Origin of the sequence: Brevibacillus centrosporus (assembly GCF_046622605.1) — a bacterium.
Taxonomy (GTDB): domain Bacteria; phylum Bacillota; class Bacilli; order Brevibacillales; family Brevibacillaceae; genus Brevibacillus; species Brevibacillus centrosporus.
This window is the reverse complement of record NZ_CP176857.1, coordinates 156,642-180,166: the sequence shown is the minus strand read 5'-3', so window position 1 is coordinate 180,166 and position 23,525 is coordinate 156,642. Positions and strand designations below refer to the sequence as shown.

Below are 23,525 nucleotides of genomic sequence, written 5' to 3'. Positions count from 1 at the left end.
GAAGTACACAATCGTGAACAGTGTCTTCCAGACTCCGTCGTTCACATTTTGAATGACGGTTGTCTTATCCCACATCTCAGGTGGATACTCCCAGATCACCATGATTTGAAAGACAGTCCCTAGGATGGAGCACAAGGTCAGGAAAGAAAGGAAGATTGTAACGGAGAGCGGGGCTCCTCGTACGAATTTGTCCAGTCTTAGTTTTTTTACCCAGTCATCTACACGTTTTCTGACACGTTGGATCAGTGGAATTTGAGTGGATAGTTTACTCAAAGAGGTCCACCTCTACTCTCTTCCATGCACCTTTGCTCTCTGACCATTTCCACGCATGCTTAAACCCCTTTTGGCTTAGGGTCTGCATATCAATGGAGTATACGTTGTCAAATGTTTGAAGGACCGGAATGTCATCCATCCGCTTTTCAGGAGTACGGTGTACAAGGTAAACGAAGCAGTCGTAATCGGCATTACTCATCGTCTTTGCAAGTGTAGATAGTTCGGCGCAATTGGCTTCCGTCTGACAGGAGCCGGGTTCTGAGTTTATTTGAAAAATCACCTTATGCTTACCTTTTTGATCAGAACTTGAAAGGAAATGAACCTTATCGCAGCGGGGAATTTGATATCCCAACTTCTCACACGCTTCAACGTAATCGTACTGGCCAATAGTTCCCGTAGAATTTGGATCGTAGTAGAAGCGCAAAGAATCAGAGAATAGATCTCGAACCTCTACATCAACTAACTTCGATAAGTTAGAAATCAGCCATCCGCTTGTTACGTCAATAGAGCCTTCCACTACTTCGAGTTTGCCACTCCGGATATATTCACCGAGTATTTCAAAGGCTAGGTTCTTGATATGCCTCCTTCTGGTGATGTTTCTCTCCGTATGGGAAGTGAACAAGATTGCATGTGTCCCTTCCTGGGGATTATCCCGTAGCCATTCAGCGTAATGGAGAAACTTCGCAGTGAGCTTTTTCTGATTCATTGTTCCCATGTCCATTTCCAGATTGACCGTTAAATTGCTTTGGCCAACGGTGATGATCCAATCTGGACGATGAGTGATTCGACCAGAGAGATTGAGGTAAGAAGCAACTCTTTTGGGCTCTTTGAAAGATACATCCAAACCCAGTAGCACATTCTGCCCGTAAAGAGAGCGGAAGGTTTGGATGAACTCTACAATCCAGTTTTGTGTATGGTAGTGATGAGGTAATAGGCGTTCGGAGATAAGGAGCTCTTTGGCTTCGAAATGGTTTCTCTCAATGATCTTGTTATTGGGACCATATCGATTAAAGGGTATTCCTAGATATTCTACCGATTTGCTAACCCCCAGATCTGTGAGGTAATACACATAAACGGGATTGCCGACGATCCCAATTAGGCCCAATCTTTTCCTGCGAATACAGTTTTGGGCCATTAATACTTGCAAGCGGCGATTGATCCTCAAACGATATCTTTGCTCTGAATCATACCCACACAAAACGCAAAGTTGAGGGAGAGTTAAATGCCGATGGTCATATAAAGCTACCAGTATCTCGTTGTCCAGTTCTTCCGTGGCCTTCCTTTTCAAGAGTCCTGCCACGTATTACTCCCCTCCTCTCAGTGTCTGAAAAACAAAAAAACCGAGCAAAAGTACAAGATGTATAGGAATACACCTTCTACCAATGCTCGGGATGTCCGACGCAGCACATTTAATTTTGAGTCAAGCTAAGTACGGGATTACTATAACACGATTTGCACAAAAAAGGAAATACATCCAGCAAAAAAATGAAATTAATCCTTTCCGTTTCGATAGTGCAAGTAAATGTATATTATATCCGGGTTTTACCCATGAAACTGGTGTCTTCTTTTCATAATGGCATTAATTTCATTTGTTGGTTCTTGAAATGCCTAGATGCTAGTAGGATTTTTTTAGTTTTAGCCTTTGAAAATAAAACTGATTTTAACTGTGAAAATGATAAGGATATATCCGTAAACTATAAATTTGATGGATTTTGTTCTCGATCTCGTAGCTTTCCATGGGAGCAGAAGACTTCAAAATCTAGAGTTTTAACTCCAAATACACATTTTTTCATTTTATGATCTGGCTACTCAGAGCAAAAAATTAAGGGGATTTTTCCGAGCGGCAGCTTTAAAACTTCCGTCAAGTGATTTTCAAGTTGTTCCAAGCCACCTATTATCTATTTATAAAAGGGGTATAAATCAATGTACTTCTATATTTTTTAATGCGCTTCAATGTGCCTCAGACTTAATCTGAATTAGTAGAGTCAACGGGCATTATAGTGGATTTTTGAGTGATATTAAATCCGATATCAATTGTGAAATACGTATATCATGCTTAATTGTTGACTCATAGATACCGAAGATTCTCTAGAATGGATTGGAAAGGGAGCCGAAAGATCAAGTGTTTGAAGGTACATAATTATATCTATAAACATATATATAAATATATTTATAATTACCCTTGTTTTCCAGCTCTTCTGATGGTAGTCTATATTTGTGCCTACCAAAATATTCTTCTAAAGGGTGATTTGAATGATTACACTTGAGGATGTTCAATACTACTTGCTCATCGGTCCTGACGGTGGCAATACAAATGTAAAAGCTAGTTACTTGACTCCTAGCGGTGAGATTAAAGATCTTACTATCCCAACTACAATTGCAATCGCCCCCTCCTATGTTAGCGAGCTGGGTAGTTCGAAATCAGTTAACTCTACAGATAATCTCCACATTCTGCTTAAGCCAATTGATACAGATGGGTTTGTGAAAGGTGGTTACTACTTCGTTGGGGCAGCTGCGAAGCTAGCTGAGGATCCAATCGAGCCAACTGAGGGGGTCAGTAAGCACGATTCTCAACTCCACATTATTACCATGCTGACTGCTGAGGCTATTGCTGCACTTGATAATGGATATGAGGGAAAAGTCGCTATTCCTCCGTCAACTGGTCTACCGGTTAAGTTTGTCAAAGATGGGGCTAGACAAGCGTTCTTGAATAGATTGAAGGGATCCTTTGAGATTACTTTCCTGGATGGATTGTACAAAGGAAAAACTATCACTCTCGTACATATCGTTGATGAAGACCGACCTGCAAGTGCATATATTCACGCAGAAGCGACTAAAGCCGGACTGGGACTATCCTTTGATATTAAAAACTATGAGTTGGTAGAAAATGATGTGTCTGAGGATATCAGTGATCCGGAAAAACCGTACATTGTTAGTGATCCTGGTGGGGTTACTTTTGATATCGCTGTTTTCGAGGAAGATGGAATCAACAGCTCTCTTACTACGACCTATACGGAGGTTCCAGAGCAATTTAAGAGTGCGAATCTCGGGCATTTGGTGGGTAGAAAAGTGGGAGGAAACCATGTGGTTGAGGCCCTTCAAGAGAAAGTAAATAAAGCGATCGTACAAGCACATCAGGAACAAGGACTTCCGATTTTTCAGGAAACATTTTTCCGGAACCGAGCTGAATTTATCGACTTGATCTTAAAACCATACACAGATGAGCTAGTGGATGGTGTGAAGAGTCCGAAAATCATTCGTTCGTTCGGAAACGCTGTTAATATCGATCTAACTGACATTGTCGTACCTGCTCTCGATGAATACGGGGAAATCGTTTTCTTCCTGAACATGCTTACTAGACAAAAAGCGAGTACGATTCAAAATAATATGATTACTGGTGGCGGAGTATTGCTGGGATATAAAATCCTTCGAGATCGACAAAAACTGGCTAACGGTGTGAAACTCTATGAATTGCCACCAAAAAAGAAAATTTATATTGCGCCATATATTAATTCTCGTGGGTACCTGATTGAATCCTTCTTGAATCATCCTGATATCGTGGAACAAATTCGTAAACAAAAAGTGGCCCGTTAATATGGTACGAGTAGATTGGAGGGAGTGTAATGACGAAGCCTAAAAAGCCACTTGCTATATTTGAACAAGGTAAGGCTACTCCCCTACTCCCCAATTCGGATGCTGAATGGGTTGATTCGTTTAATCTTCTTTTACAGAAATTAAATGAAGAACAAAACGATCACCCGTTGTTAAGAAGTTTGGGTGCGAAACCTTCAAGAAATTCTTTGGTTCAGATGCTCATTACTATTGGGCTGGATACAGTATTAAATTATCACAATCGTGTATTTATCGATTCGAATAACTTATCCCAGGAGTTCATCGAGTTGCTACATACTCCTGCTGGCCAAAGAGTAGTTTCAAACCTTCTTGCAACGATGGATGGTAAGGGAAACAATCATGTATCGTTTCCTATGGAGACTGCTGCTACGGTTGTTCGTAATGAAACAACGAACATCCCCTTTCAAAATCCACGAATCGAAGAAGTTTCACCAGTAGAAATTCGAAGTGAAAGTCTCATAGAAACGAGTGAATTTACTTCTGTTTCTGAAACACTTTCTGCCGATCACTCTGAAAAGGTGGATGTCAGTACTCCCCCACCGAAAGCAAAGCTTAGCCCATTAGAGCGAGCAAAATTGATGTCAAGGCAATCTACTTTAACCACCTAATCTTCTTTTCTTAATTGTAAGTATTTTGCTTTTGGTTTATGATAGGCGTATACCCTTGATTTTGGTATGCGCACACAAAAGAGGAGCCCTAGGGCTCCTCTTTTAATTTATAATTTTCTTCTTTATAGACAAATGTGGTAACGGGATGGCTAAATTGCAATTTAATATAATTTTCTATAGTGGAATTGTTGTTCTTACGTAGTTCTCTTGTAAAAAACTCCTGCCTCTACGAGAATAAATGAAACTGCGGCGAGCTTAGACTCGAAAATATAGTCTTAGACTTGCCGCTGCTCATTTAAGCTTTCGAACTCCGCTAGTTAAACGAATCTGGTGCCCACGTAGAGATATCTCCTCCAGGAGTAGCAACTATAAGCCATTCTTGACCAGAGTATCCTGGCCCATCTCCTGCTTGCCAACATTCATACTTTTCATGGTATCCATTTACAAAAAGTGTTTTTCCTGATTCGAATTCGATATGTAAATGTGGATATAGGCTACTTAATCTAACTGAAGTTACTTTCTCTCTACGTAACAAAAATACTGATTGATACGCTTCTTCTTCGGAGAAATCTTTCATCTCAGCTTCAGAATTAGGAAAAACTCGTGTTTCTTTAGGGAACACAGCCCATCTTGATTCAATGTTTAACCATAGTTGGTCTGGAGAATGATTTGTGTAATGCTCAAAACGTATTAAAAACGCTCCCGGACCTAGACCAAATTTAACTCCATCTAATTGGCTGCCAACAAATATATGATTTAACACCTTCTCCGAGTATTGTTTATGTTCACTTTCCAACACAGTCACCTCTTTCATACTGGACAAACTACCATACTTACACACCTGGTATCCCTTCTCCTGCAATGATCCATCACTAACGATACTTTGTGTTTTGCCCGAACTAAACTGCCGGATAGCGTAGAAAGGCAGCGGACCTTATGGCTTCCTTAATGTTTGGATTGTTAACCCGTTGTGTAATGACCTATTCAACCACAGAATATATTTCCCAATTCGTTAATTCCACGAGTGATACTTTATTAGAAGAGTCAAGAACCTCTGATGGGATAATATATTGATTTCCTTCTATTTGAATTTCATAATCGCAAGACTGAAATAATTGGGTCTCCGCATCTAAATGATAAATACGAGTTATTTGAACAGAACCATTTCCAACAATAAAAGTGGGATTTTTAATATGATAACGGACACCTCTTTTCAAACGTATTTCATTTGTAATGTTCAATAGCCCACTTGACTCACACTCGTCTGTGAATGTAATTGTTTGAGACTTAATATCATCATAATAGGTTCTTCTAAGACTTTGATTGCGGTAATCTTCTATTGGAGAAAGTAATTGAAGAACAATAGTAAAGACAAGTTCTAAACCAGTAGTAGTAATCTCTATATTGATTGGCGTGCCTTTTTTTGTTTTATATGAGCAAGTCAGAATATTACTGTTAACTTCAAACGCTGTTTTGGAATGAATCGATGCATTACGTAGCGCCTTTAGAATACGAAAAATTTGACTGTGTATTATTTCGTCATCGTTAGACTTCGGTAATTCCTTATACTTTTTTAAATACGATTTTCCTTCTAAGTGTGGAAAGTCCATGTCAACTTTTCCATCAAGAACGCTGAAAAATAGAATAACCACTAAGATATAATTTTCTGAAATACTGGCTCTTCCGTAGGTATCGGCAGACATCTCTGTCATTGATAGAGGATTGTTATCTTCATATATGATTTGCCGAATTTCAGTTTCGTGTACCCGAATATCAGTTTTTTGAAGAAACGATATTGTTTGTTTGATGAATTCAGCGAGCATTATTCTTCCTCCTTCAGAATGAGGGGCTGTTTTATACCCTTATGGGCATATATTAGGATAATTTTACCACACACGCGTATTGTCCTGCCCGTTAGCGTAGCGATACATGATGCGGCCCGAAATCCGTAGAATTGATCCAAGTTGTGCCCATGTGGTTAAAAGTCCCGTATTTTTATGAGTAATGGTTGTTGGCATCAACACTTTCAACCTCGTCTCAGTTGTCGTAAGTGGTTGGCACACGGGCATTTTTATATCACTCCCCTGCCCTCCGGTACTTGGAGATCGGGTAGCAATTACTGTCTTCGAGATGATCTGTGCGTCGGGCTACAGCCCATCGGGCCATCTCATAGTTCTTTTCAGGAATATCAATTGATTGCGGCATCTAACCTCCCCCCTTTTGGAAACGTTCCATTAATTTAAGTGCCATAAACATTTGTTCTAGCCATGAATACACTGGTCTGTTTAGGTGAGTTCTGGTTCTCTACCAAGTTTTTAAGATTCCCTTCTTTTCTTATTAGAATAGTGAAAAAGGAGAGTGATGCAGTCTGATGGACTAACTTTCGAAGTGCGTCAATGTGCCTCAATGTGCATTGTTGTAAAAATACATCGATAAAACGCAATGAATGACTCTGACGGACAAAGTATCGATGTACATCAATTCATAATGATGTACGTTGAAATACTGTTAAAGTAAATCGACTCATCGCCTGGTTTTTTGATGCGCTTTGACGCAAGAGTTATTGATGCGCTTTGAAGTACCTTGTGTCGGATCGAGGGAAATTCAGATTTTTAATATATAGATATATATATGATCATAACATGTATATAAATATAAGTTTTCCTTTGTCGTTGGTAATTGTATTCATCCAGAGTTTAGCTGTGATGGAGTTTGATTGACTGAGTTACGAAGTGGATCGATGCACTTTGACTGACTATCATCGGAAAAATTTAAATGGTTCGGTCAAATTTTCAAAGATCCAATGTGTTAGTAATTATGAAGAGTGCCGCTATAAATGGGGCATCGTAGGTGAAATAAAAGTATATATATAAATATAATTATAATCTGTATATGATCCTATATATTGATTTAGATATTCATTCATAGGTTAACAGAAGCTGTAGATGCTAACACTTTAAGGGTCCTTGGTGAAATTTGTGCGAGATTCCTGGTATTGACGCACTTTGAAGGGCTAGATTTCAAAGTCCATCGGAGTGCGTCAATCTGCGTTGATAGATTTTTGAGTTAATCCTTAAGTTAGAAGGGAGTAGGGGAGTGGTCTGTGTTATGAATTCGGCGAAAATATATGAGTAAAATTAGAAATCTATCAGCGTGCGTCAGTGTCCGTTAAAGTACATCATTGACAAGCGATTCTTAGTATGGAAAAGTATAGTTATATATGTAGTTGAGGAGGGGAAGAGGAGTGAACAATTCACCCTCAACGATGTACTACTATACTCACCAGATTGCCAAGATAGTTGGTACGAGTAACTCAAGTATTCTTAGATGGGCAGAAGTATTAAGTGGTGCAGGTTACCAATTTGAACGAGAAACTGAATCCGGGCAATATAGATTTAAAGAACAAGATATTGATGTGTTTGTTCGATTTAAAACGTATCGCGAACAAGAAAGGCATAGCCTGCCAGTATGTGGAGCGAAAGTTATAGAAGATCTGAAGAACATGCTCGTACCATTAGATGAAGCAGTAACGACAGAAGCTTCCACCACAGTCTCTACCAGTTTGTTAGATGATCTTGTTCGAGATAAAGTTAGGGAAGAGTTAGAACCTCTTCTTATTCATCTGCAAAATATACAAAATAATATGAGCGGAGTGGAAGAGTTAAGATCTCAACTCAAAGCGCTTCCTCAACCTCCATCCCATGATGAGATAAGAAGGATTGCGAGAGAAGAAGAAAAACTACGTGCTCGAATTACGTTCGATGTTAAAGCCAGGTTACGGGAAAAAGCTATCAAAATGTGGAATGAGAAACCGGATTCGGAAAGAATGATTAAAGTAGGTTTCTTTAAGAAAATTGAGAACGAATCATTGAAAAGTGATTTCATAAGAAAATTCATTGGTGAAAACTTTCAGCAAGAATTTGATAGAGAATACGAGGAACTCGGTGACAGAGAGCAATAAAGCTCTCCATACCGAGTTTTTTATTTGGAGTTGATTTTCATGTTCGTTTGCTTCATCAACCGGGGGGCTTCAAGGGGCGTGAACATAAAAAAGAGACCAGGTATTCTGATCTCTGTATAGCGAATCGATTACATATCTATATACTCACGATAGCAGGGACGAGAGCGTAAAAAGTTTTGTGTAAATGGTTAAACTTCCCATTAAGGAGATGATCATCTATGCAAGACAAAAGAGACATGACGATCAAGGAGCTAGCGAAGGATTGCCGCACTATTGAAGACGTGCACGTCATGCTAAAAGATTTGTTCCGTGACACCATCCAGCAGCTGTTTGAAGCAGAAATGGATGACCATTTAGGCTACGCCAAACATAGTGTCGATGGCGATCATTCAGGAAATAGTCGGAATGGGTATAGCAAAAAAAAGCTGAAAACGAAGTTCGGAAATACAGACATTCGTGTACCTCGTGACCGCAACGGTGAATTTGAACCACACGTCGTGAAGAAGCATGAAACAACGGTCAATGGTTTGGAGGAGCAAATCATTGCACTCTACGCCAAAGGCATGTCTACACGAGATATTGAGGACCACATGAAGGATTTGTACGGGATTGACGTTTCTCCTGGCATGGTTAGCAAGGTGACTGACAAGATTATGCCTATGGTGGCGGAATGGCAGTGCCGACCGTTGGATCGGATATACCCTATCGTATTTCTGGACGCAATCCACTTTAAAGTTCGTCAAGAAAGTCGAATTGTCAACAAAGCAGCGTACAGCGTTCTCGGAATCTCAATGTCTGGTCATAAGGACATTTTAGGGATCTGGATCGGTGAGCACGAAAGTGCGAGCTTTTGGCTCAATGTGTGTACAGAGCTGAAAAGTCGCGGTGTAGAAGACATTTTGATTGCCTGCAAGGATGGACTCTCTGGCTTCTCCGAAGCAATCAACGCAGCGTTCCCAAGAACCCAGATTCAATTGTGCGTCATTCACCAGATACGCAACTCAATGAAATATGTACCGTTCAAGGAAGAAAAGGTAGTTTTGGCAGATTTAAAGAAAGTTTATCAAGCCCTTACGTTAGAAGAAGCTGAGACTGCGTTTTCAGCATTCAAAGACAAGTGGGAGAAAAAGTATCCTGTCATAATTCGTTCCTGGGAAAATAACTGGATCGAGTTAACCGCCTATTTTAGCTATCCTCCAGAGATCCGCAAGATGATCTATACGACCAATGTCATCGAGGGTTATCACCGCCAATTAAGGAAGGTCACCAAAACAAAAACGGCGTATCCAACCGACGACGCCCTACGGAAGATCATCTATCTGGCTACCGTAGATGCATCGAAGAAATGGACTATGCCGCTTCGGAGTTGGAAAGAATGTATATCGCAACTTGCCATTCAGTTTGAAGACCGATTGCAAGGGGAGCTGTCCGCCTAATCCAACTGTTGAGTCGGCTTGACATGGAGCCTCTACGGGCATGATCTCTTGCGATTGGGCAATGCCAGTGAAACATGCATCGCACGGCAAACGAGCCTATCATGCCCGCCTCTCCATGTAAAGCCGTTGTCGTAACCATCCGCCTGTTAAAAACCCATTTACACAAAAAAATTTACATTCCCGCAGGGACCGCAGGGGCGTTCTACTAATGGCGTTCTTCCTTGTAATGTCAAAAAAGCAGCTTGTTTGATCGTGGCCTCTTTACTGTTCTCCCTGATATAGGAAAGATCGCATCCCGCTACACTACATAATTCTGTTACAATCAGCCAACAACCTTTGTCACTACCAAAATGATGCTCGTCATAGTAATAGTCAAAGGAAAATGAAGCATTCTTGTTATGAACTTGGTTAATAAACTGATCAATTTTTTGGTCTATCATATTCCAATCTCTAATCAGAGAAATTGCCTTCTCATATTGTCTATCTGACAAAAAAGTTGGACGAACTAAGGTGTGTTTCATACCAAATCACTCCTTGAGATTACCGTGTATGTCTGATCCTAACAAGCTTACCATTGCCTTTACGTCGGTAACCTGGTGGAATTTCCTGTTGCCTTTTCAATAATTCAGCTTCATATCTTTCCCGGTCGATCTTTGATTCTTGGATCCTCCTATAAAGGGCAACAAAAGGGACACCGATGAAGATAAGCGCCATGGTAACAATGAAAATAATGAATGCGGCCACTCCTAGATAACCGCTGAGAATAACGCCAATGGAGCCGAGCGTAAGGATTTTCATTCCAATTTCATGTGGCCATAGTGTCATGTTATCTGGCCAAATACCTGCTTCAATTAATCGCTGACCAAAATAGGAGGATTCAAACCAAGGTATGTATGTAGGAGCTCCGATGCAAAGAGCAATGATGATTGCGACCGCAAGAAATTTGATGAAAGGAGATTCAAAAAATGCGCCCAAAAAAGAGAACATTTCTACCACCAACTTTTCCTTGAATTGTAAATTCATTATACTAGCAAACCAGTAATTGTACAACAAAATTTTCCTTTCCAGAATTCCTTTCCCATGGTAATATGTTATCGACAATCAAATGTAGCCGAGGAAATACCTGGCGTTAGACTTTCTTGAGCAGTGAGCTCAAGAGGGTTTAACGCCTTTTTGCGTTTTCTTAGGTCTACACTTGCTAACTACCGGTGAAAGGAGGTTGAAGGGCTTGGTCAAGAAAGTAAACCTGCTTGTTCTACTTATGATGATAACGGTGCTTTTTGGTCTTAACGGAGTCGCTGATGCAAATATGGGGAATAGCGGTGATATTAGCAAAATCTTAGGAAGTGAATTAGCACCTAATGGCGCAGCGATTGACGACACTAAGATCCAAGGTAATATCGCTGACATTGTTGGCAAGGTAAGAATGGTCGCAATCGGTGTAACTTTCATCATGATGGTTATCACTGGCATCATGTTCAGTACATCTGGGAAAAACGAGCAAAGACGAACAGGAGCGTTCCTTTCCATGATCGGTATTGCAGCTGGTGTTTTTTGTATCATGCAGGCTGCAACACTCGTTGGATGGTTCAGTAACTTGGGGCAATAATGGTCAAAGCCGCTAGTGTATTACACACTAGCGGCTTCCCGTTAGCAAAAGAGGAGTGAATGATTGATAAAATGAAACGTTTTTTGGTAAAAATCTTGTTTTTGTCGACCCTTCTTCTGCTAGTCGGGTGTTCACCATTTAAAAATGAAGGCCCTGCCATGATCCAGTCAGCAGCTACTTCAACCAATGCATTTGTAAAGGTATTGCGGGTGATTGATGGCTCAACCATAGTCGTTGATCAGAATGGGCAAGAACAAATCGTAAAGTACGCCATGATTCAAGCGCCTGAATCAAAAGATAAAATGTATGCTGATCACGCGAGAAAATATAACGAAACACTAATCAGTCAATCCGATGGAAAAGTAAAACTCATCACGGACTTGGCTATTAAAAGCCAATTAAAAAATCCAGGTGTGCTAGTGGCGTATGTAATCTTAACAAACGGCAATGTTGCCAACGAAGAAATGATAAAAAGTGGTCTTGCTAGCGTAACTGAAAAAGTTACAAATGAATTCAAACGAGAAGGGAAGGACATTAGCCAAGTACTCCATTCCCAATTAAAAGTTGTGGAGGCTAAAGCCAAAAAGCAGATGCTTGGAATCTGGAAAAAACCATGATGATCGGGTGATGACGAGTGAAAGTTAACGTTGTTCATGTTGATATAGTTAGCGAAGAAAAAGATGTAATGGGAAGGTTGAGCTGGAGGCAGTTCTATTATTGCGCTGCTGGGTTAGTGATTGCCTACAACGTGGCAAAACCGCTTCTTGTAAACAACCCAACATTCGATACATTCATGCTTCTTTTTATGTTCTTATTCACGCCATTAATTCTGTTGATTTGGGCACTTGGGTTTCTATATTTAGAGACACCTGATATGTATTTCGACCGGTGGCTAATATACTGGCTGATTGGGAAAAAGGAGAATTCAATCTATCTCTACACGAATGAGGACGAGGGGGAGAATTAATGGATGCAAATCCTGTTTTTAGCTATATCGTGCTGATCGTCATGTTGGCATTAATCTATTACTTTTGGGATCGAAACCGAAAGAATGAGCCTCTAAATCCTTTTTATAAGAGAAAGAAAAAGATCGTTGCGTATGATGATGCCGACGATACCGATGACACTGCAAGAGAAAATATGGGAAGGAGCAATGAAAAGAAAAAGCGAGTAAACATAAAAGAATTGCTTGAGGTCGAAGACATTAAGCATGGTTTGATGCGATTAAAGAATGATCGGTTTGTACTCGTAGTGAAATCCGGTGCAGTGAACTATTATCTGAAAAGCCAGGAGGAGCAAGAAGGAATTGATGCTGCATTTGAAGCAGCAATTTCAGCGTATGATGGGCCAGAGATGATCATCTATACACAAAGCCGAAGGGTCGACTATGACGATCATATTGAGTTTCAGTTGAACAACGTAAAAAACAACAGGAATCTAAATGACATACAAAAGTATTACTCATTTAGTGTTTTAAATTTCGTTGACGTATGGCAGTCAAACACGGAAGTCTACGAGAAGCACCGGTACTTTCTGCTGCCATACGATTTAACAAGTAAGGATAAACGGAAGTTTAAAAATGAAGACCAACTCTATCGTAGGATATTTACGATCATGGCCCGACGAGCGAAGCTCCTCATCGACACCATGGGTAGGGCGGGAGTACGAAATGTAACAGTAGCAACGGATCGGATGATTTATGAAATGCTTCACTTCGCCCTTCGAAGAAGTGATGCAAGACATTTCAAACTAGAAGATGCACTGATGCGAGAATCCGACTCCTTATTCGTTACGGCTGATAGGGATGAGCATCAATTGGAATTGGTTGAAAAGATTGCAAAGGAGGTCAGTGCAAGTGCTTAAAAACTTGTTCAAATGGCGAAAAAAAGAAACGATCACAGAAGAAGACGAAATGTATGCTGATGATTTACTCCACCAGAATGAAGAGGAGATTAAAGACTTATTTGCAAACGGGGCTTCTAATCTATGGAGTATTGTTTTACCGGACGGCGCGGATTTAACTGCGAGGGATATTGGATACTTACAAGATAAGATTGGAAAAGAACGTGTACTTCAGCCTTTATACGTAACTCAGGGTGGATGGCCAAGAAAGATCAAAACAGCTGCCTTTCACCAGCTAATCAATGCACCAGACACAGACGTGATGTTTTATCTTCAAAAATCAAAGAGAAAAGACGCGATCAAATCGCTTCAAAAAAAGGCCACGATCCTAAAGTCAAATTTGAGACTTGAAACCAAACGCGGTAATGAAGATCAAGTTTTCGACCTTCAGACGAAAATACACGATACTGAAATGCTTCAGCAAGAAATCGCCATCGGCTTAAACGATCAATTCTTGGTATCTGTAATTGCGAATGTCTATGCAGACAATGAAGATGACTTAGAGGCGTTAACGCAGGACCTCTCAGATAACATGGCCGGGGACGGTTTTAATTTACGTACTACCTACTCCCGAATCAAGATGGGGTATGTATCCGGATTGCCATTGGGACGAAACCAAATCAGGGAGTCCTGGAGGAATCTTGATCGTTATGCAGCAGCATCTGTGTTCCCATTCGCCACGAATGACTTAAAGTACGCTGGCCTTCACTCGATTCCATGGGGAAAGAATAAGATAACGGACAATTATGTGTTCTTTGATAACTTCTCTCGGGCGAATCGAAACTATAATCTCGGTATTTTCGGAGTGAGTGGAGCTGGGAAAAGCTTTGCTGTGAAACTACTCGCTGCAAGAGGCCTTATTGATGATATCGCCACTGTGTTCATCGATCCTGAAGGAGAATACCGGGATATGGTATTGCAATTAGGTGGCGTTTACATTTCGTTGGTCGAAGAGCGATTATCAGAGAAACCGCCTATAACCATCAATCCATGTGCAATGTGGCCAACAGAGATTGAATTAGATGGTGAAGAGGACGATGAACTTGACCATATTGATCATGATAAATGTGAAGTCTACAAAGATGATGAAGGACGTACTTTCATCCGCTTCGTCAATATTAACGAGAAAATGAACGAGATTATTGATTTCTTTGAAATGATCGTGAAAACCAAAATCAAGCCAGGTTTGAATGCGTTCGAACGTGAGTTCCTTGAAGATGCCATAGTTAAAGTTTTTAAGAAGAGGGGATTCAATCAGCATCCTGACTCGCTGTATGAAGATGGCCATATGGATGGCTCTGGCATGATTCACACCGGTAGAGTTCGAAAACAAGAAATAACGATCACGGATATCTACAACCAACTTGAAGGTGACTTCGGTAATCGAGAGGAAGCAAAAGAGCTTCTATCTTCTATTCGCCCATTTCTTCGTTCACGGAAATCCCGCGACTATGAAACAGAAGAAGATGTAAGCATTCGTGGGTCCATGTCTATGTTTGATGGCCAGAGCTATTTCGGGGAAGGCATAACAGCTGCTCTTGAAGATCAGATGCTCGTTGGGTTTGATTTATCCGCACTGGAATCAAACGATCGATTACTTCAGATCGCCTATCATGTGATTTTCAACTGGTGTTGGGAAAAGTTCGTGAAAGGTAACCCGATACGTAAGAAACGTCTGCTTTGTGATGAGGCATGGAAAATGGTTGATAATGAACAGGCTGTAAATTTTTTGGAAAAAGCAGCGCGAAGAGCGCGGAAACGGAATTGCTCCCTTACGATTGCAAGCCAAGACTTTCAGCGTTTGGCCGAAAGCTCTAAAGCACGTGGTGTAGTCTCTAACTGCCATACGGTTTTCTTTATGAAGCAGGATGATCTTGGGCGGGATCTGGTTCGTGATACCTTCCAGTTGACAGAGGGAGAAATCAGTCTAATCAGCGGGGACTTGCCACCTGGTGAAGGAATTCTTCGTGTAGGACAAGAGAGTGTCTGGATGCGTACAGAAGCTAGCCAAGATGAACTTCCGTTCCTAGAATCAAATCTTGCCGTTCAGCAAGCTATGAAGAGATCGGTTTCGTAGGAAGGAGGGTTATGTAATGGAAATAGGGAGCCTCTTAATTGATGCGATTGTTGAGCTAGCTCAGCCTATCCTTGATTTTATTACAAATCATACGGATACGATAATGGAGTTGGTATTCAATTACAATGTTGTTAAGGATCCAATTACGGGACAAGTTATCAGTAGCGGTGTCACATCAAACCTTTACGGGCTATTTACAACAGAAGAATTAAAAACTCTGATTCAACCTGGAGTAAATGGATTGATGAAAATTTGCTCCCTATTACTGCTCTTGGGCTTGATTTACTACGGTGTCCGCTTGTCTAGGCAGGGGGCGAATGAGAGATTACGAAGCGAGAACATGTCCATGCTCTTTACTTTGTTTTTCTCAATGTTCATATTAAATAACATTTGGACCCTATATGACATGATGTTTCTCTTTAATAACATCATAGTTAATACCTTCCGATCGATGGCCTTTAGTAAATTAGGTGGTGCCGATTTCACTTCCGGTGCAGAAGACAGTAGTAGTGCGATTCTAGGGTTGGTATTAAGTATCATCATGGTTGGTCTTTCAGTTTGGGCAAACTTCTTCTACATCATGAGGAAACTGATGATTATTCTATTGATGATAACTGGGCCAGTTTTCATAACCTTGTCAATCTACCCTCAAATGAGACAAGTAACTAGTACATGGGGCAGAGAATTGTTCTCTAATATAATCTCACAAGGGATCCACGCGATGATGCTTTGGATTTTTATTGTGATGTCTAATTCAACAACCGGATGGTTGATTCAAATTGTCTTTCTGGCAACGTTTATTCCAATATCGGAAGCGATCAAAGGTTTGCTTGGGGCTTCAGGAGAAACAGGGAAATTGGCTATGGGCGCCAGTATGTCGGCACTTGCGGGTGCAGCTGCGCTAACAGGTAATATCGCAAACGCAGTGGGATCGAACAACATATCCAGCATGTTAAGTAAATTTGGAGGAGCTTCGAATGCAACAGGTGGTACTGGCCGAGGTGGGGGAGGAAAGTTCGGTTCAGGTTCAGCAGGGTATTCTCCAGCAGAGAGTAGTTATTCTGAATCATCAGCTGGAGCAGGAACACATACGTTGTCTCCACCAGCCCTTACCAACAGTCGTACTATGAACCGCGCATTGAGAGCTGGGAGAGTTCTCGGAAGAATTGGTGCTACAGCCGGTGGGCTTATAGGTGCTACCGCTATGGCACCCCTTGGACCTGCTGGTATGGCATTAGGGGCATCTTTAGGAAGTAATACGTTATCAGCAGCTGGGACAGTAGCGGGTCGAGCTGCTGGGCAAATCGGAGAAACTGTTGCTGGTGCAGCTTCTGAAGTATACAACGGATTTAAGCCTGGAGGTGCAATTACTCAAGCAGGTCAAGGTAGGAGTGGTACAGGCAGAAAAGCTGCACAGGTTGCAACAATGTTTGCATCTCTAGGTAAGGGGGCTGCTAAAGGAATTGGTATTCACGGTGGTTTCGAAAATTCCCTCCGCGGTGTAGCATCTAATGCAGCTGGTGTTGTTTTTGGTGAGAAAGGATATAACAATACTTACGCTGTCGCAGATGCAGCATTGGGCTTCGCAACCAAACCTCGTATGGGGGATCTCAAGTCAAAGTATGATAATAAAGAGCTTCGTGGTATGAGAGTTGTACAGACCAATGATGGCACATATTTAACAGGAAGAGTAGGTAAAGGTAAGGATAGTAAACGAGAGAGAATATCTCGGATTGGAGATTCGAATCCAGCACTCAAAACGGGTGAATCTATTGAAATTGATGCCACCTTTACAAAAGGTGGAAGATTACACATCGATGAGAGCTCGATGAGATTTAAGGACATTTCTGGACAAGTACGTCAGACTAGTGGGAAGAATGGAAAGGACATAAACGATAATGCGTACGCAAGGAGCAAATACACGAAGGTAGAGGCAACAGACTTCTTTAAAGAAAGTTATCCGGAAGTACGCGGGAAACGCTCGCAACGAGATAATCACTCCAAGTGGCTTCAAAAAAATGCGTATGGAGGTAAGAGGTAATGTCGGCCCCGAAATATCAAGGGGGAAGTAATCTTACCACTAAGATTACTCAGAAGGCGTTCAATACCTCCAAAGACATTGCTGGCCGACTAATAGGTATTGCTGGGAGACGCGGTGGATCTGTTGTAAAAAACTTTGGGAAGGAGCTAGCCAAAAAGGCGATTAAAGAACTATTTAAGTTGATCGCCCGGATGATTCTCAAAACCATTATATGGTTTATTGCTACATATGGCTTAGTCGCCTTCCTCGCGATCCTTGTGATCATCATCGTATCCATGTCACTTTACTTGTACATGGACAGTGACGGTGATGGACTAAAAGATCAGAAGGGTATCAAACATTACGAGCAATACGTAGAGCTAGCCAAAACAACGGTCGATCCAAACAAACCGGAACAATTCTTCTTCCGCTCAAATGAGTATATGTTAATGGTAGCAAGTAATATGGCGGAACAGAAAGGTGTCATGTCAGCTACCGCAGCAGCTCAATCAATTATAGAAGCTGTACAACCGACATTTGTCTATGAGCCCGTTGCTGAGTGGGATATGCAAAGAGTCTGTAAGCCAGATGGATCTTGTTCTGCTCCCTATAAAGCAAATGAACGGAAGGTCAAGTTGTTGACCGAAGCTACCAACTATATAGGCACATGGGCATTAGAATACGAAGTAAAACCGGTCCCGATAAGTGAGCAAAATAGTCTTGATCCAAGTTTGCAAATGATTGAAGACCATTCCAGAGATCACAAGGGTTCATGGCATACTGTTAGTTGTGACAAAGATAGCTGTATTGAACAGAAGGATCACAAAGCTTATTTACAACGAAAATACGTCGCAAAACCGGATCTGACCGGACTAACAGATGCATTTGCTGAATTGGAGTTTCAGAAGTTTGATTTTGAACTGTTCCAAGTAATGTACAACGAAGCGGTGGAACAAAATCTAGACATTTACTTCACTAATCTGGAGAACATCGATGGGTATGGAGACGGAATAAGTAGTGGCGATCGAACAGGGGCAGTAGACACAAACATCGTGCAGCGTCCACCTACTCCGGAGATGATAAATGCAGGGGAATGGATGTGGCCTACACCGACAATCACCCACATTACATCGAATTTTGGAAAACGACTGAGAAATGGAACGTTTGAAGGGCATCAGGGCATTGATATTGCTCCCAGTGGTGGAAAAGGATTAGCAGCAGGCCACATGGTTTATGCTCCTAGGGATGGAACGATTATCAAGGCAGGGAAGTCAAATGGTTATGGTATCGCGGTATTTATAAAACACAAGGACGGAATGACTACAGAGCTGGGACACTTGCAATACAATGGGATTTTCGTTAAAGTAGGTGACCATGTTAAGAAGGGAGACCCTGTTGCTACCATTGGTTATGGTAAGGTTGGGGACTCCTCAGGCCCACATCTTCACGTATCTATTGACCTTCCTAATAGTAGGGTTCGAACGAATCCAATTTACTACATTCGTCCACCTAAATAACAGGGTGCAGATTGCACCCTGTTTCTATCTATCCAAATTGGAGGCTGTTTATGAAGAGGAACCGGCCATTAATGATCATCGTTGGAGCAGTGCTTATTCTGACAGTTGGCTATCTCATGTGGGATGGATATACCTCAGGAGATAAACAGGATATAGATCAGAAAGCTCAACAGTACCAAGAAGATTTAAAAAGAATCACAGAACAATCTAAAGTCACGGATGACAAGCAAATTACAGAACGTAACCCCTATGAGCATAAGCACGAAGACGGAGTCACTTTACCTGAGAATGACGTCACGTACATGTTTACAGCTGCAAAGGCAAATGATGTGGAAGGTTTCTACGATTCCTTTACGGCTGATACAATTCTTGCATCTTTTCCGGATCCAAACACGATGAGAACGCAAATGGTGGAATATCTACAAGTGATTACACAAAACGGGAAACTCAAAGATATAGGTATCCTTGAAAAGCGGGTAGTTGATGAGGATCCTGTGAATATGAAGGTAGATGTAACAATCGCGCTATTGTATGACGGAATCAGTCGGAAGCAAATCACCCTTCAAGTACAGAGATTTCAAGATGAGCATGGAGGACAGTCCTGGAAGACAATAACACTTGTGACCAATATCATTGAACAATTAAAAGAGAAATAAATGGGTTGAAAAGGAGTCGAAAAAAAGATGAGTATGGTTACCTTACTGGTTGGTTTATTTGTATCGGTAGCCCTTTTTAATCTACTTATCAGAACAAAAAATTTTTTGTTAAAAGCTGCTGGTATACTGTTGATACTAATCTTTGCTTACTTCTACACGTTGAATGACCATTCTGTTCAGATAGTGAGCACCGAATTTAACCAGTACATATTGTAACGTCACATTGGGACTTCTACTTTCTCCCAATGAATAGTACAATGGTGGTAATTAAATGTGGCTAGGACATCCCTGGCTAAAAGACCAATGCCGTTAGGTTTATGGTTTTTTAGTCAGGGTTTTTTATTTTGTAGAGGAGAGTGGACAATATGAAAATGCTACGGGGAATCTTTGTAGTGGCAATTCTTCTTCAAGGATGTACAAACGAATCAGCGGTATCGGAAGAGCGAAACAAAGTCGTTGATGTTGCAGAAAACGTTCAGCTTATTGACCCAATAGTGAATATAGGATCTGGTGTTGCGAATGCAAACACAATTTCAAAGCAAAAAGCTCAAATTACACAATCAGACGCATCTTCACTCCCGGTAGAGAAATCAGAGAAACCAATCGCTCAAGCAAAACCAGCAGATGCATCACATGACGAACCAATGGAGAATCAAAACACCTTTAAAAAGCAAAATGGTCCTCTTGTGCCCCGCTATCAATACAAGCCTCAAGCAAATGAGGTAAAAGCATCCGATAAAACTATCGCGGAAACATCTGTCTCAGAGAAGACTTTCAAAGAAAGATTAGATGAAATGATCAAATCAAAACAAGTAATGAAAGAAGCAGAAGAAAAGGGATACTCGATCAAACTTGACTCAAAGGGGCAAGTGATCGTAGAGGATGAGCCGATAATTGCAAAAGATCAAAATGGAGCATTCTTTTTCAAAGATCCGAATGAAGAAATTCAGTTACTTAAAACGAATCCCTAAACAAGTCAACGCTTATTTGGCGGTAATAAAGAGGAGGTAAATACAATGCTATTGCTATTAGAAATAATAGGCCAATATAAAGTAGTTATAGGACTTGGGCTTTTACTCAGTTTGGTAATACCGTTTTACTTATTCGTAGATCGTGTTCGAAAACAAGACAGAGCTTTCGCTGCAAGGAAGAATAAGAAAGTACAAGTGAAGAAGAGCAAATCCATTATTGAAGAACTGTCTGAGGAGGAAATGACATCAATTGAGCAGGAGATTGCTGAAAATAATGAGCTGCATAAGATTGACAGCATACGTCAGATGTCCGATCAGGAACTCAGTCAAGCTTATAAGCGAATTAGGGCAAGTCTCCCGAATGTAGATTATCTGATACAAATGAAAAAGATCCCCAAAGAGGAGGGGAAGAGAGTGCGGGATCAACTGGATGTCATGATATCTATATTGTCAGAGAGGCAAAGGTCAAAGGGCCAGGATCAAACGTAACGATTTAGCGTTTGACCCTGGGCTTTTTCTCATTGGAGAACATTGCCATCTGCTTTTGATTTAGATATACTAAATTTAAATCTTCCTTTTGTATGACTTTTTTGATGATTTAAATGTTCACGATCAGCAGATCGGATCAAGGTAAGAGCTTGTTAGCTCGATGATCATTTTGGTCACTTTGTATGCTGATTTAGTCGTGGACAAAACCAAATACAATGAAGCCAGTTACCGCTTTATGTGGGAACTGGCTTTTTTATTTGTGAAATGGGGGATCCATTTTCGAAATGAATTGAGGTTGTAACCTGATCTGTATTACATACTAAATCGAGTTATTGGAGGTAACGGATATTGAAAAAACTACTTACTGTTATTAAAGGTTTACCGCTTTTCATCAAGTTCCCGCAAACTGAAATGTTGATACTTGCATTTGAGCTGCTGATAAGCTATCTATTATTCTGCTTTGGCAGTATGGCTTTAGTCGAGTTAGCGTTACATTTAGGAATTTCAAAAACGTATATAAAAGCGTATTACTTGTTCTTCCAGTTTGTAAGTCCAATCTTAACGGTTATTACTTTTGTAATTGTCGTAGGGACTCTGGTCATCATACTACTGTTCCATTTCAAGAACCGAGTTACATTAACTGACCTGACTAAGTTATGTAGAGAAGCTGCGATCTACAACTGGACAGTAGTGAAGAAATTAGATATTCACCTAGATGGACCAAAGGGATTGAAAGCTCTAAAAAGTATGGATGAGCCTACAAAGCTAAAATATTTCATTACAGAGTTCATTGATACATTAGAGTATTTAAAACAAAACATGGAAACTGATGAGCGGTTCAAAGAGTACTTGTTAGTCACTGGCAGATCTCCAAAGATCAGACCTTACCTATTTGAGAAAGCTGGAATCAAGGTTGAAAAGAGAGGCTCTTGGCTATCCAAGGCAATAGTGGCATTTAGCATTGCCACTGCAAAGAAGACAGGTGTTAAAGATTTCTTTTATCAACTGTCTTCAAACTACAGAAATAGCTATTGCTTCACTTTGACAGTTGAAGAGTTAAAAGCCCTTGACGTCCAAAAGCTCAAGAAAATATTCCGAGTTAAATGAAGGAGCTATCGGAAGGTATCCAAAGTGTAATGCTTGCTTAAGATGGTCAGATGGCCAGGTAAGGTCAGTTCCTATCTTCAAGGAGGATCGGGAGATTACCTTACACCAATGTTGAGTTTGGGTGCAAAAGATATCTTGCTCAGCTTTTCCTTTGATTCTGGATCGATACAAAGTATAGCCTTGTTACTAGCGGTTTCAGTATATAATAATTCCAAATTTCCTATAAAGACGGCTCAGTTTCGGGCCGTCTTTTTGTTATTGCAATCGAGCAATACCGCAAAAGGATCTAGTCTAATCGCCCTTAATACCCTGTATGAAGAAACGTACGTTAACTGTAAATTATATGCAGGGGCAAAAAGAAAAGGCTTGAATTATTGTAGTGAATATTGTGAATTCAGTTGTCAAGTTGCTGTAAAATGATAAATACTTATGATAATAGTTGTAAGTCGAAGGGTGGGTTATTATGAGAAAAGTCCTTGTTTTTATGTTTTTGTTCTTATTTAGTACATCAACGATTGCAGTAGCTAATACTCAAAATGATGTTCAGCCTCTAATTATTGCAGCATTAGACGAGACTCCTGTTTACAGCATGCCAAAAGAAGATCCTAAGAATTTGATAACGACAGTAAAATACGGGACTTGGTTCCCACCGAATTATCAAGTTTCGAATGGTTGGATTACAGTAACTCTCCAAGACGGTACAAAAATATATTTATCAAATAAGCATGTAGCAGCATTTTATCCACACCAAGGAAATTTTCAAGGTCATCAGGTAAACGTAAAAATTGCTTATATGTTTTCCGCACCTTCTAGTAATAGTAACGTAAGGGCCATAATCCCGAACGGAAGTATCGTGTTCTCATTTGGTACAAACGGTGATTTTTATTATATAAGCTACAGCTACAATAATCAGACGAATTTTGGGTTTATCTCGAAAAACGTATTAAAAACCCTTCCGCCCACACAACCTGTAAAACCGATCCCCCCTCCAGTTAATTATAATGAATTCCTGTTATATTCTAACGATGGGCGTACCTATCTCGGGAAATTAAATTCAAACTCGTATGACACTGAGTCTGTTTGTAATCAGTATGGAACCTATGGAAGCAAATACAGTTCTTTTAGTATTTGGAATCAATACGGATGTGTTTGGCAAAATAAAAGTACACGCTTTGGCAACCGAAAAGTGCAGACTATTTCCGAAAATGAAAAAAGCCTTGCCAGCTAACTAAACAACCCTCTACTCTTCTATTTGCGGAACAGATA

General features: G+C 40.6%; 22 protein-coding genes. 16 read left to right on the top strand and 6 right to left on the bottom strand.

Annotated features, from left to right (window positions below):
* Positions 1 to 265 precede the first annotated feature (265 nt).
* The gene (locus ACLIN2_RS31065) at positions 266 to 1,573 is read right to left on the bottom strand and encodes a replication-relaxation family protein (protein ID WP_411504932.1); all 1,308 of its coding nucleotides are present in this window, start codon (positions 1,571 to 1,573) and stop codon (positions 266 to 268) included.
* 953 nt (positions 1,574 to 2,526) lie between these two features.
* Here ACLIN2_RS31065 and ACLIN2_RS31060 point away from each other — a divergent pair.
* Positions 2,527 to 3,867 carry a hypothetical protein gene (locus tag ACLIN2_RS31060; RefSeq protein WP_411504931.1) on the top strand — a complete coding sequence of 447 codons (1,341 nt, stop codon included), beginning with the start codon at positions 2,527 to 2,529 and terminating at the stop codon, positions 3,865 to 3,867.
* Positions 3,868 to 3,896: 29 nt separating this feature from the next.
* The gene (locus ACLIN2_RS31055; protein WP_411504930.1) at positions 3,897 to 4,514 is read left to right on the top strand and encodes a hypothetical protein; all 618 of its coding nucleotides are present in this window, start codon (positions 3,897 to 3,899) and stop codon (positions 4,512 to 4,514) included.
* A 313-nt stretch (positions 4,515 to 4,827) separates the two neighbouring features.
* Here ACLIN2_RS31055 and ACLIN2_RS31050 read toward each other — a convergent pair whose 3' ends face one another.
* The 3 genes from ACLIN2_RS31050 to ACLIN2_RS31040 all read right to left on the bottom strand — a co-directional run bounded on the left by ACLIN2_RS31050 (position 4,828) and on the right by ACLIN2_RS31040 (position 6,719).
* Positions 4,828 to 5,313, bottom strand: a complete 486-nt coding sequence (locus ACLIN2_RS31050; RefSeq protein WP_411504929.1) for a hypothetical protein — start codon at positions 5,311 to 5,313, stop codon at positions 4,828 to 4,830.
* A gap of 181 nt (positions 5,314 to 5,494) precedes the next feature.
* Complete coding sequence (locus tag ACLIN2_RS31045; RefSeq protein ID WP_411504928.1) at positions 5,495 to 6,337, bottom strand: hypothetical protein; 843 nt, start codon at positions 6,335 to 6,337, stop codon at positions 5,495 to 5,497.
* Positions 6,338 to 6,590: 253 nt separating this feature from the next.
* Positions 6,591 to 6,719 (bottom strand): hypothetical protein, encoded by a 129-nt coding sequence (locus tag ACLIN2_RS31040; RefSeq protein ID WP_411504927.1) that lies wholly within the window; start codon positions 6,717 to 6,719, stop codon positions 6,591 to 6,593.
* A 1,039-nt stretch (positions 6,720 to 7,758) separates the two neighbouring features.
* On the opposite strand from ACLIN2_RS31040, the gene ACLIN2_RS31035 reads away from it, so the two are divergent.
* A complete protein-coding gene (locus ACLIN2_RS31035) occupies positions 7,759 to 8,475 on the top strand; it encodes a hypothetical protein (RefSeq protein ID WP_411504926.1) in 717 nt (238 codons plus the stop codon).
* A gap of 218 nt (positions 8,476 to 8,693) precedes the next feature.
* Positions 8,694 to 9,911 (top strand): IS256 family transposase, encoded by a 1,218-nt coding sequence (locus ACLIN2_RS31030; protein ID WP_411503268.1) that lies wholly within the window; start codon positions 8,694 to 8,696, stop codon positions 9,909 to 9,911.
* A gap of 158 nt (positions 9,912 to 10,069) precedes the next feature.
* Here the strand turns inward: ACLIN2_RS31030 and ACLIN2_RS31025 are convergent, their stop codons facing one another.
* Together ACLIN2_RS31025 and ACLIN2_RS31020 are read right to left on the bottom strand one after the other, a co-directional pair.
* Positions 10,070 to 10,432 carry a hypothetical protein gene (locus ACLIN2_RS31025; RefSeq protein ID WP_411504925.1) on the bottom strand — a complete coding sequence of 121 codons (363 nt, stop codon included), beginning with the start codon at positions 10,430 to 10,432 and terminating at the stop codon, positions 10,070 to 10,072.
* 19 nt (positions 10,433 to 10,451) lie between these two features.
* Positions 10,452 to 10,934: a hypothetical protein gene (locus tag ACLIN2_RS31020; RefSeq protein WP_411504924.1), complete on the bottom strand. Its 483-nt coding sequence runs from the start codon at positions 10,932 to 10,934 to the stop codon at positions 10,452 to 10,454.
* Between the two features lie 205 nt (positions 10,935 to 11,139).
* Here ACLIN2_RS31020 and ACLIN2_RS31015 point away from each other — a divergent pair, with 205 nt between their 5' ends.
* The 12 genes from ACLIN2_RS31015 (at position 11,140) to ACLIN2_RS30960 (ending at position 23,487) form a co-directional block, all read left to right on the top strand.
* Complete coding sequence (locus ACLIN2_RS31015; RefSeq protein WP_411504923.1) at positions 11,140 to 11,520, top strand: hypothetical protein; 381 nt, start codon at positions 11,140 to 11,142, stop codon at positions 11,518 to 11,520.
* Between the two features lie 59 nt (positions 11,521 to 11,579).
* Complete coding sequence (locus tag ACLIN2_RS31010; protein ID WP_411504922.1) at positions 11,580 to 12,137, top strand: thermonuclease family protein; 558 nt, start codon at positions 11,580 to 11,582, stop codon at positions 12,135 to 12,137.
* Positions 12,138 to 12,154: 17 nt separating this feature from the next.
* On the top strand, positions 12,155 to 12,487 hold the full coding sequence (locus tag ACLIN2_RS31005; protein ID WP_411504921.1) for a PrgI family mobile element protein: 333 nt from the start codon (positions 12,155 to 12,157) through the stop codon (positions 12,485 to 12,487).
* Complete coding sequence (locus ACLIN2_RS31000) at positions 12,487 to 13,383, top strand: hypothetical protein (RefSeq protein ID WP_411504920.1); 897 nt, start codon at positions 12,487 to 12,489, stop codon at positions 13,381 to 13,383. Before ACLIN2_RS31005 ends, ACLIN2_RS31000 begins: the two co-directional genes overlap by 1 nt.
* Positions 13,376 to 15,499 carry a VirB4 family type IV secretion system protein gene (locus tag ACLIN2_RS30995; RefSeq protein WP_411504919.1) on the top strand — a complete coding sequence of 708 codons (2,124 nt, stop codon included), beginning with the start codon at positions 13,376 to 13,378 and terminating at the stop codon, positions 15,497 to 15,499. The genes ACLIN2_RS31000 and ACLIN2_RS30995 overlap by 8 nt, the downstream gene beginning before the upstream one ends.
* Positions 15,500 to 15,515: 16 nt before the next feature.
* A complete protein-coding gene (locus tag ACLIN2_RS30990; RefSeq protein WP_411504918.1) occupies positions 15,516 to 17,540 on the top strand; it encodes a hypothetical protein in 2,025 nt (674 codons plus the stop codon).
* Positions 17,540 to 19,036, top strand: coding sequence for a M23 family metallopeptidase (locus tag ACLIN2_RS30985; protein ID WP_411504917.1), 1,497 nt, complete (start codon positions 17,540 to 17,542; stop codon positions 19,034 to 19,036). Before ACLIN2_RS30990 ends, ACLIN2_RS30985 begins: the two co-directional genes overlap by 1 nt.
* Before the next feature lie 50 nt (positions 19,037 to 19,086).
* Positions 19,087 to 19,692, top strand: a complete 606-nt coding sequence (locus ACLIN2_RS30980) for a hypothetical protein (RefSeq protein WP_411504916.1) — start codon at positions 19,087 to 19,089, stop codon at positions 19,690 to 19,692.
* Positions 19,693 to 20,057: 365 nt separating this feature from the next.
* On the top strand, positions 20,058 to 20,663 hold the full coding sequence (locus ACLIN2_RS30975; protein ID WP_411504915.1) for a hypothetical protein: 606 nt from the start codon (positions 20,058 to 20,060) through the stop codon (positions 20,661 to 20,663).
* A 45-nt stretch (positions 20,664 to 20,708) separates the two neighbouring features.
* Positions 20,709 to 21,152: a hypothetical protein gene (locus ACLIN2_RS30970; RefSeq protein ID WP_411504914.1), complete on the top strand. Its 444-nt coding sequence runs from the start codon at positions 20,709 to 20,711 to the stop codon at positions 21,150 to 21,152.
* A gap of 348 nt (positions 21,153 to 21,500) precedes the next feature.
* Positions 21,501 to 22,259, top strand: coding sequence for a hypothetical protein (locus ACLIN2_RS30965; protein ID WP_411504913.1), 759 nt, complete (start codon positions 21,501 to 21,503; stop codon positions 22,257 to 22,259).
* A 463-nt stretch (positions 22,260 to 22,722) separates the two neighbouring features.
* Positions 22,723 to 23,487, top strand: a complete 765-nt coding sequence (locus tag ACLIN2_RS30960; RefSeq protein WP_411504912.1) for a hypothetical protein — start codon at positions 22,723 to 22,725, stop codon at positions 23,485 to 23,487.
* Positions 23,488 to 23,525 lie beyond the last annotated feature (38 nt).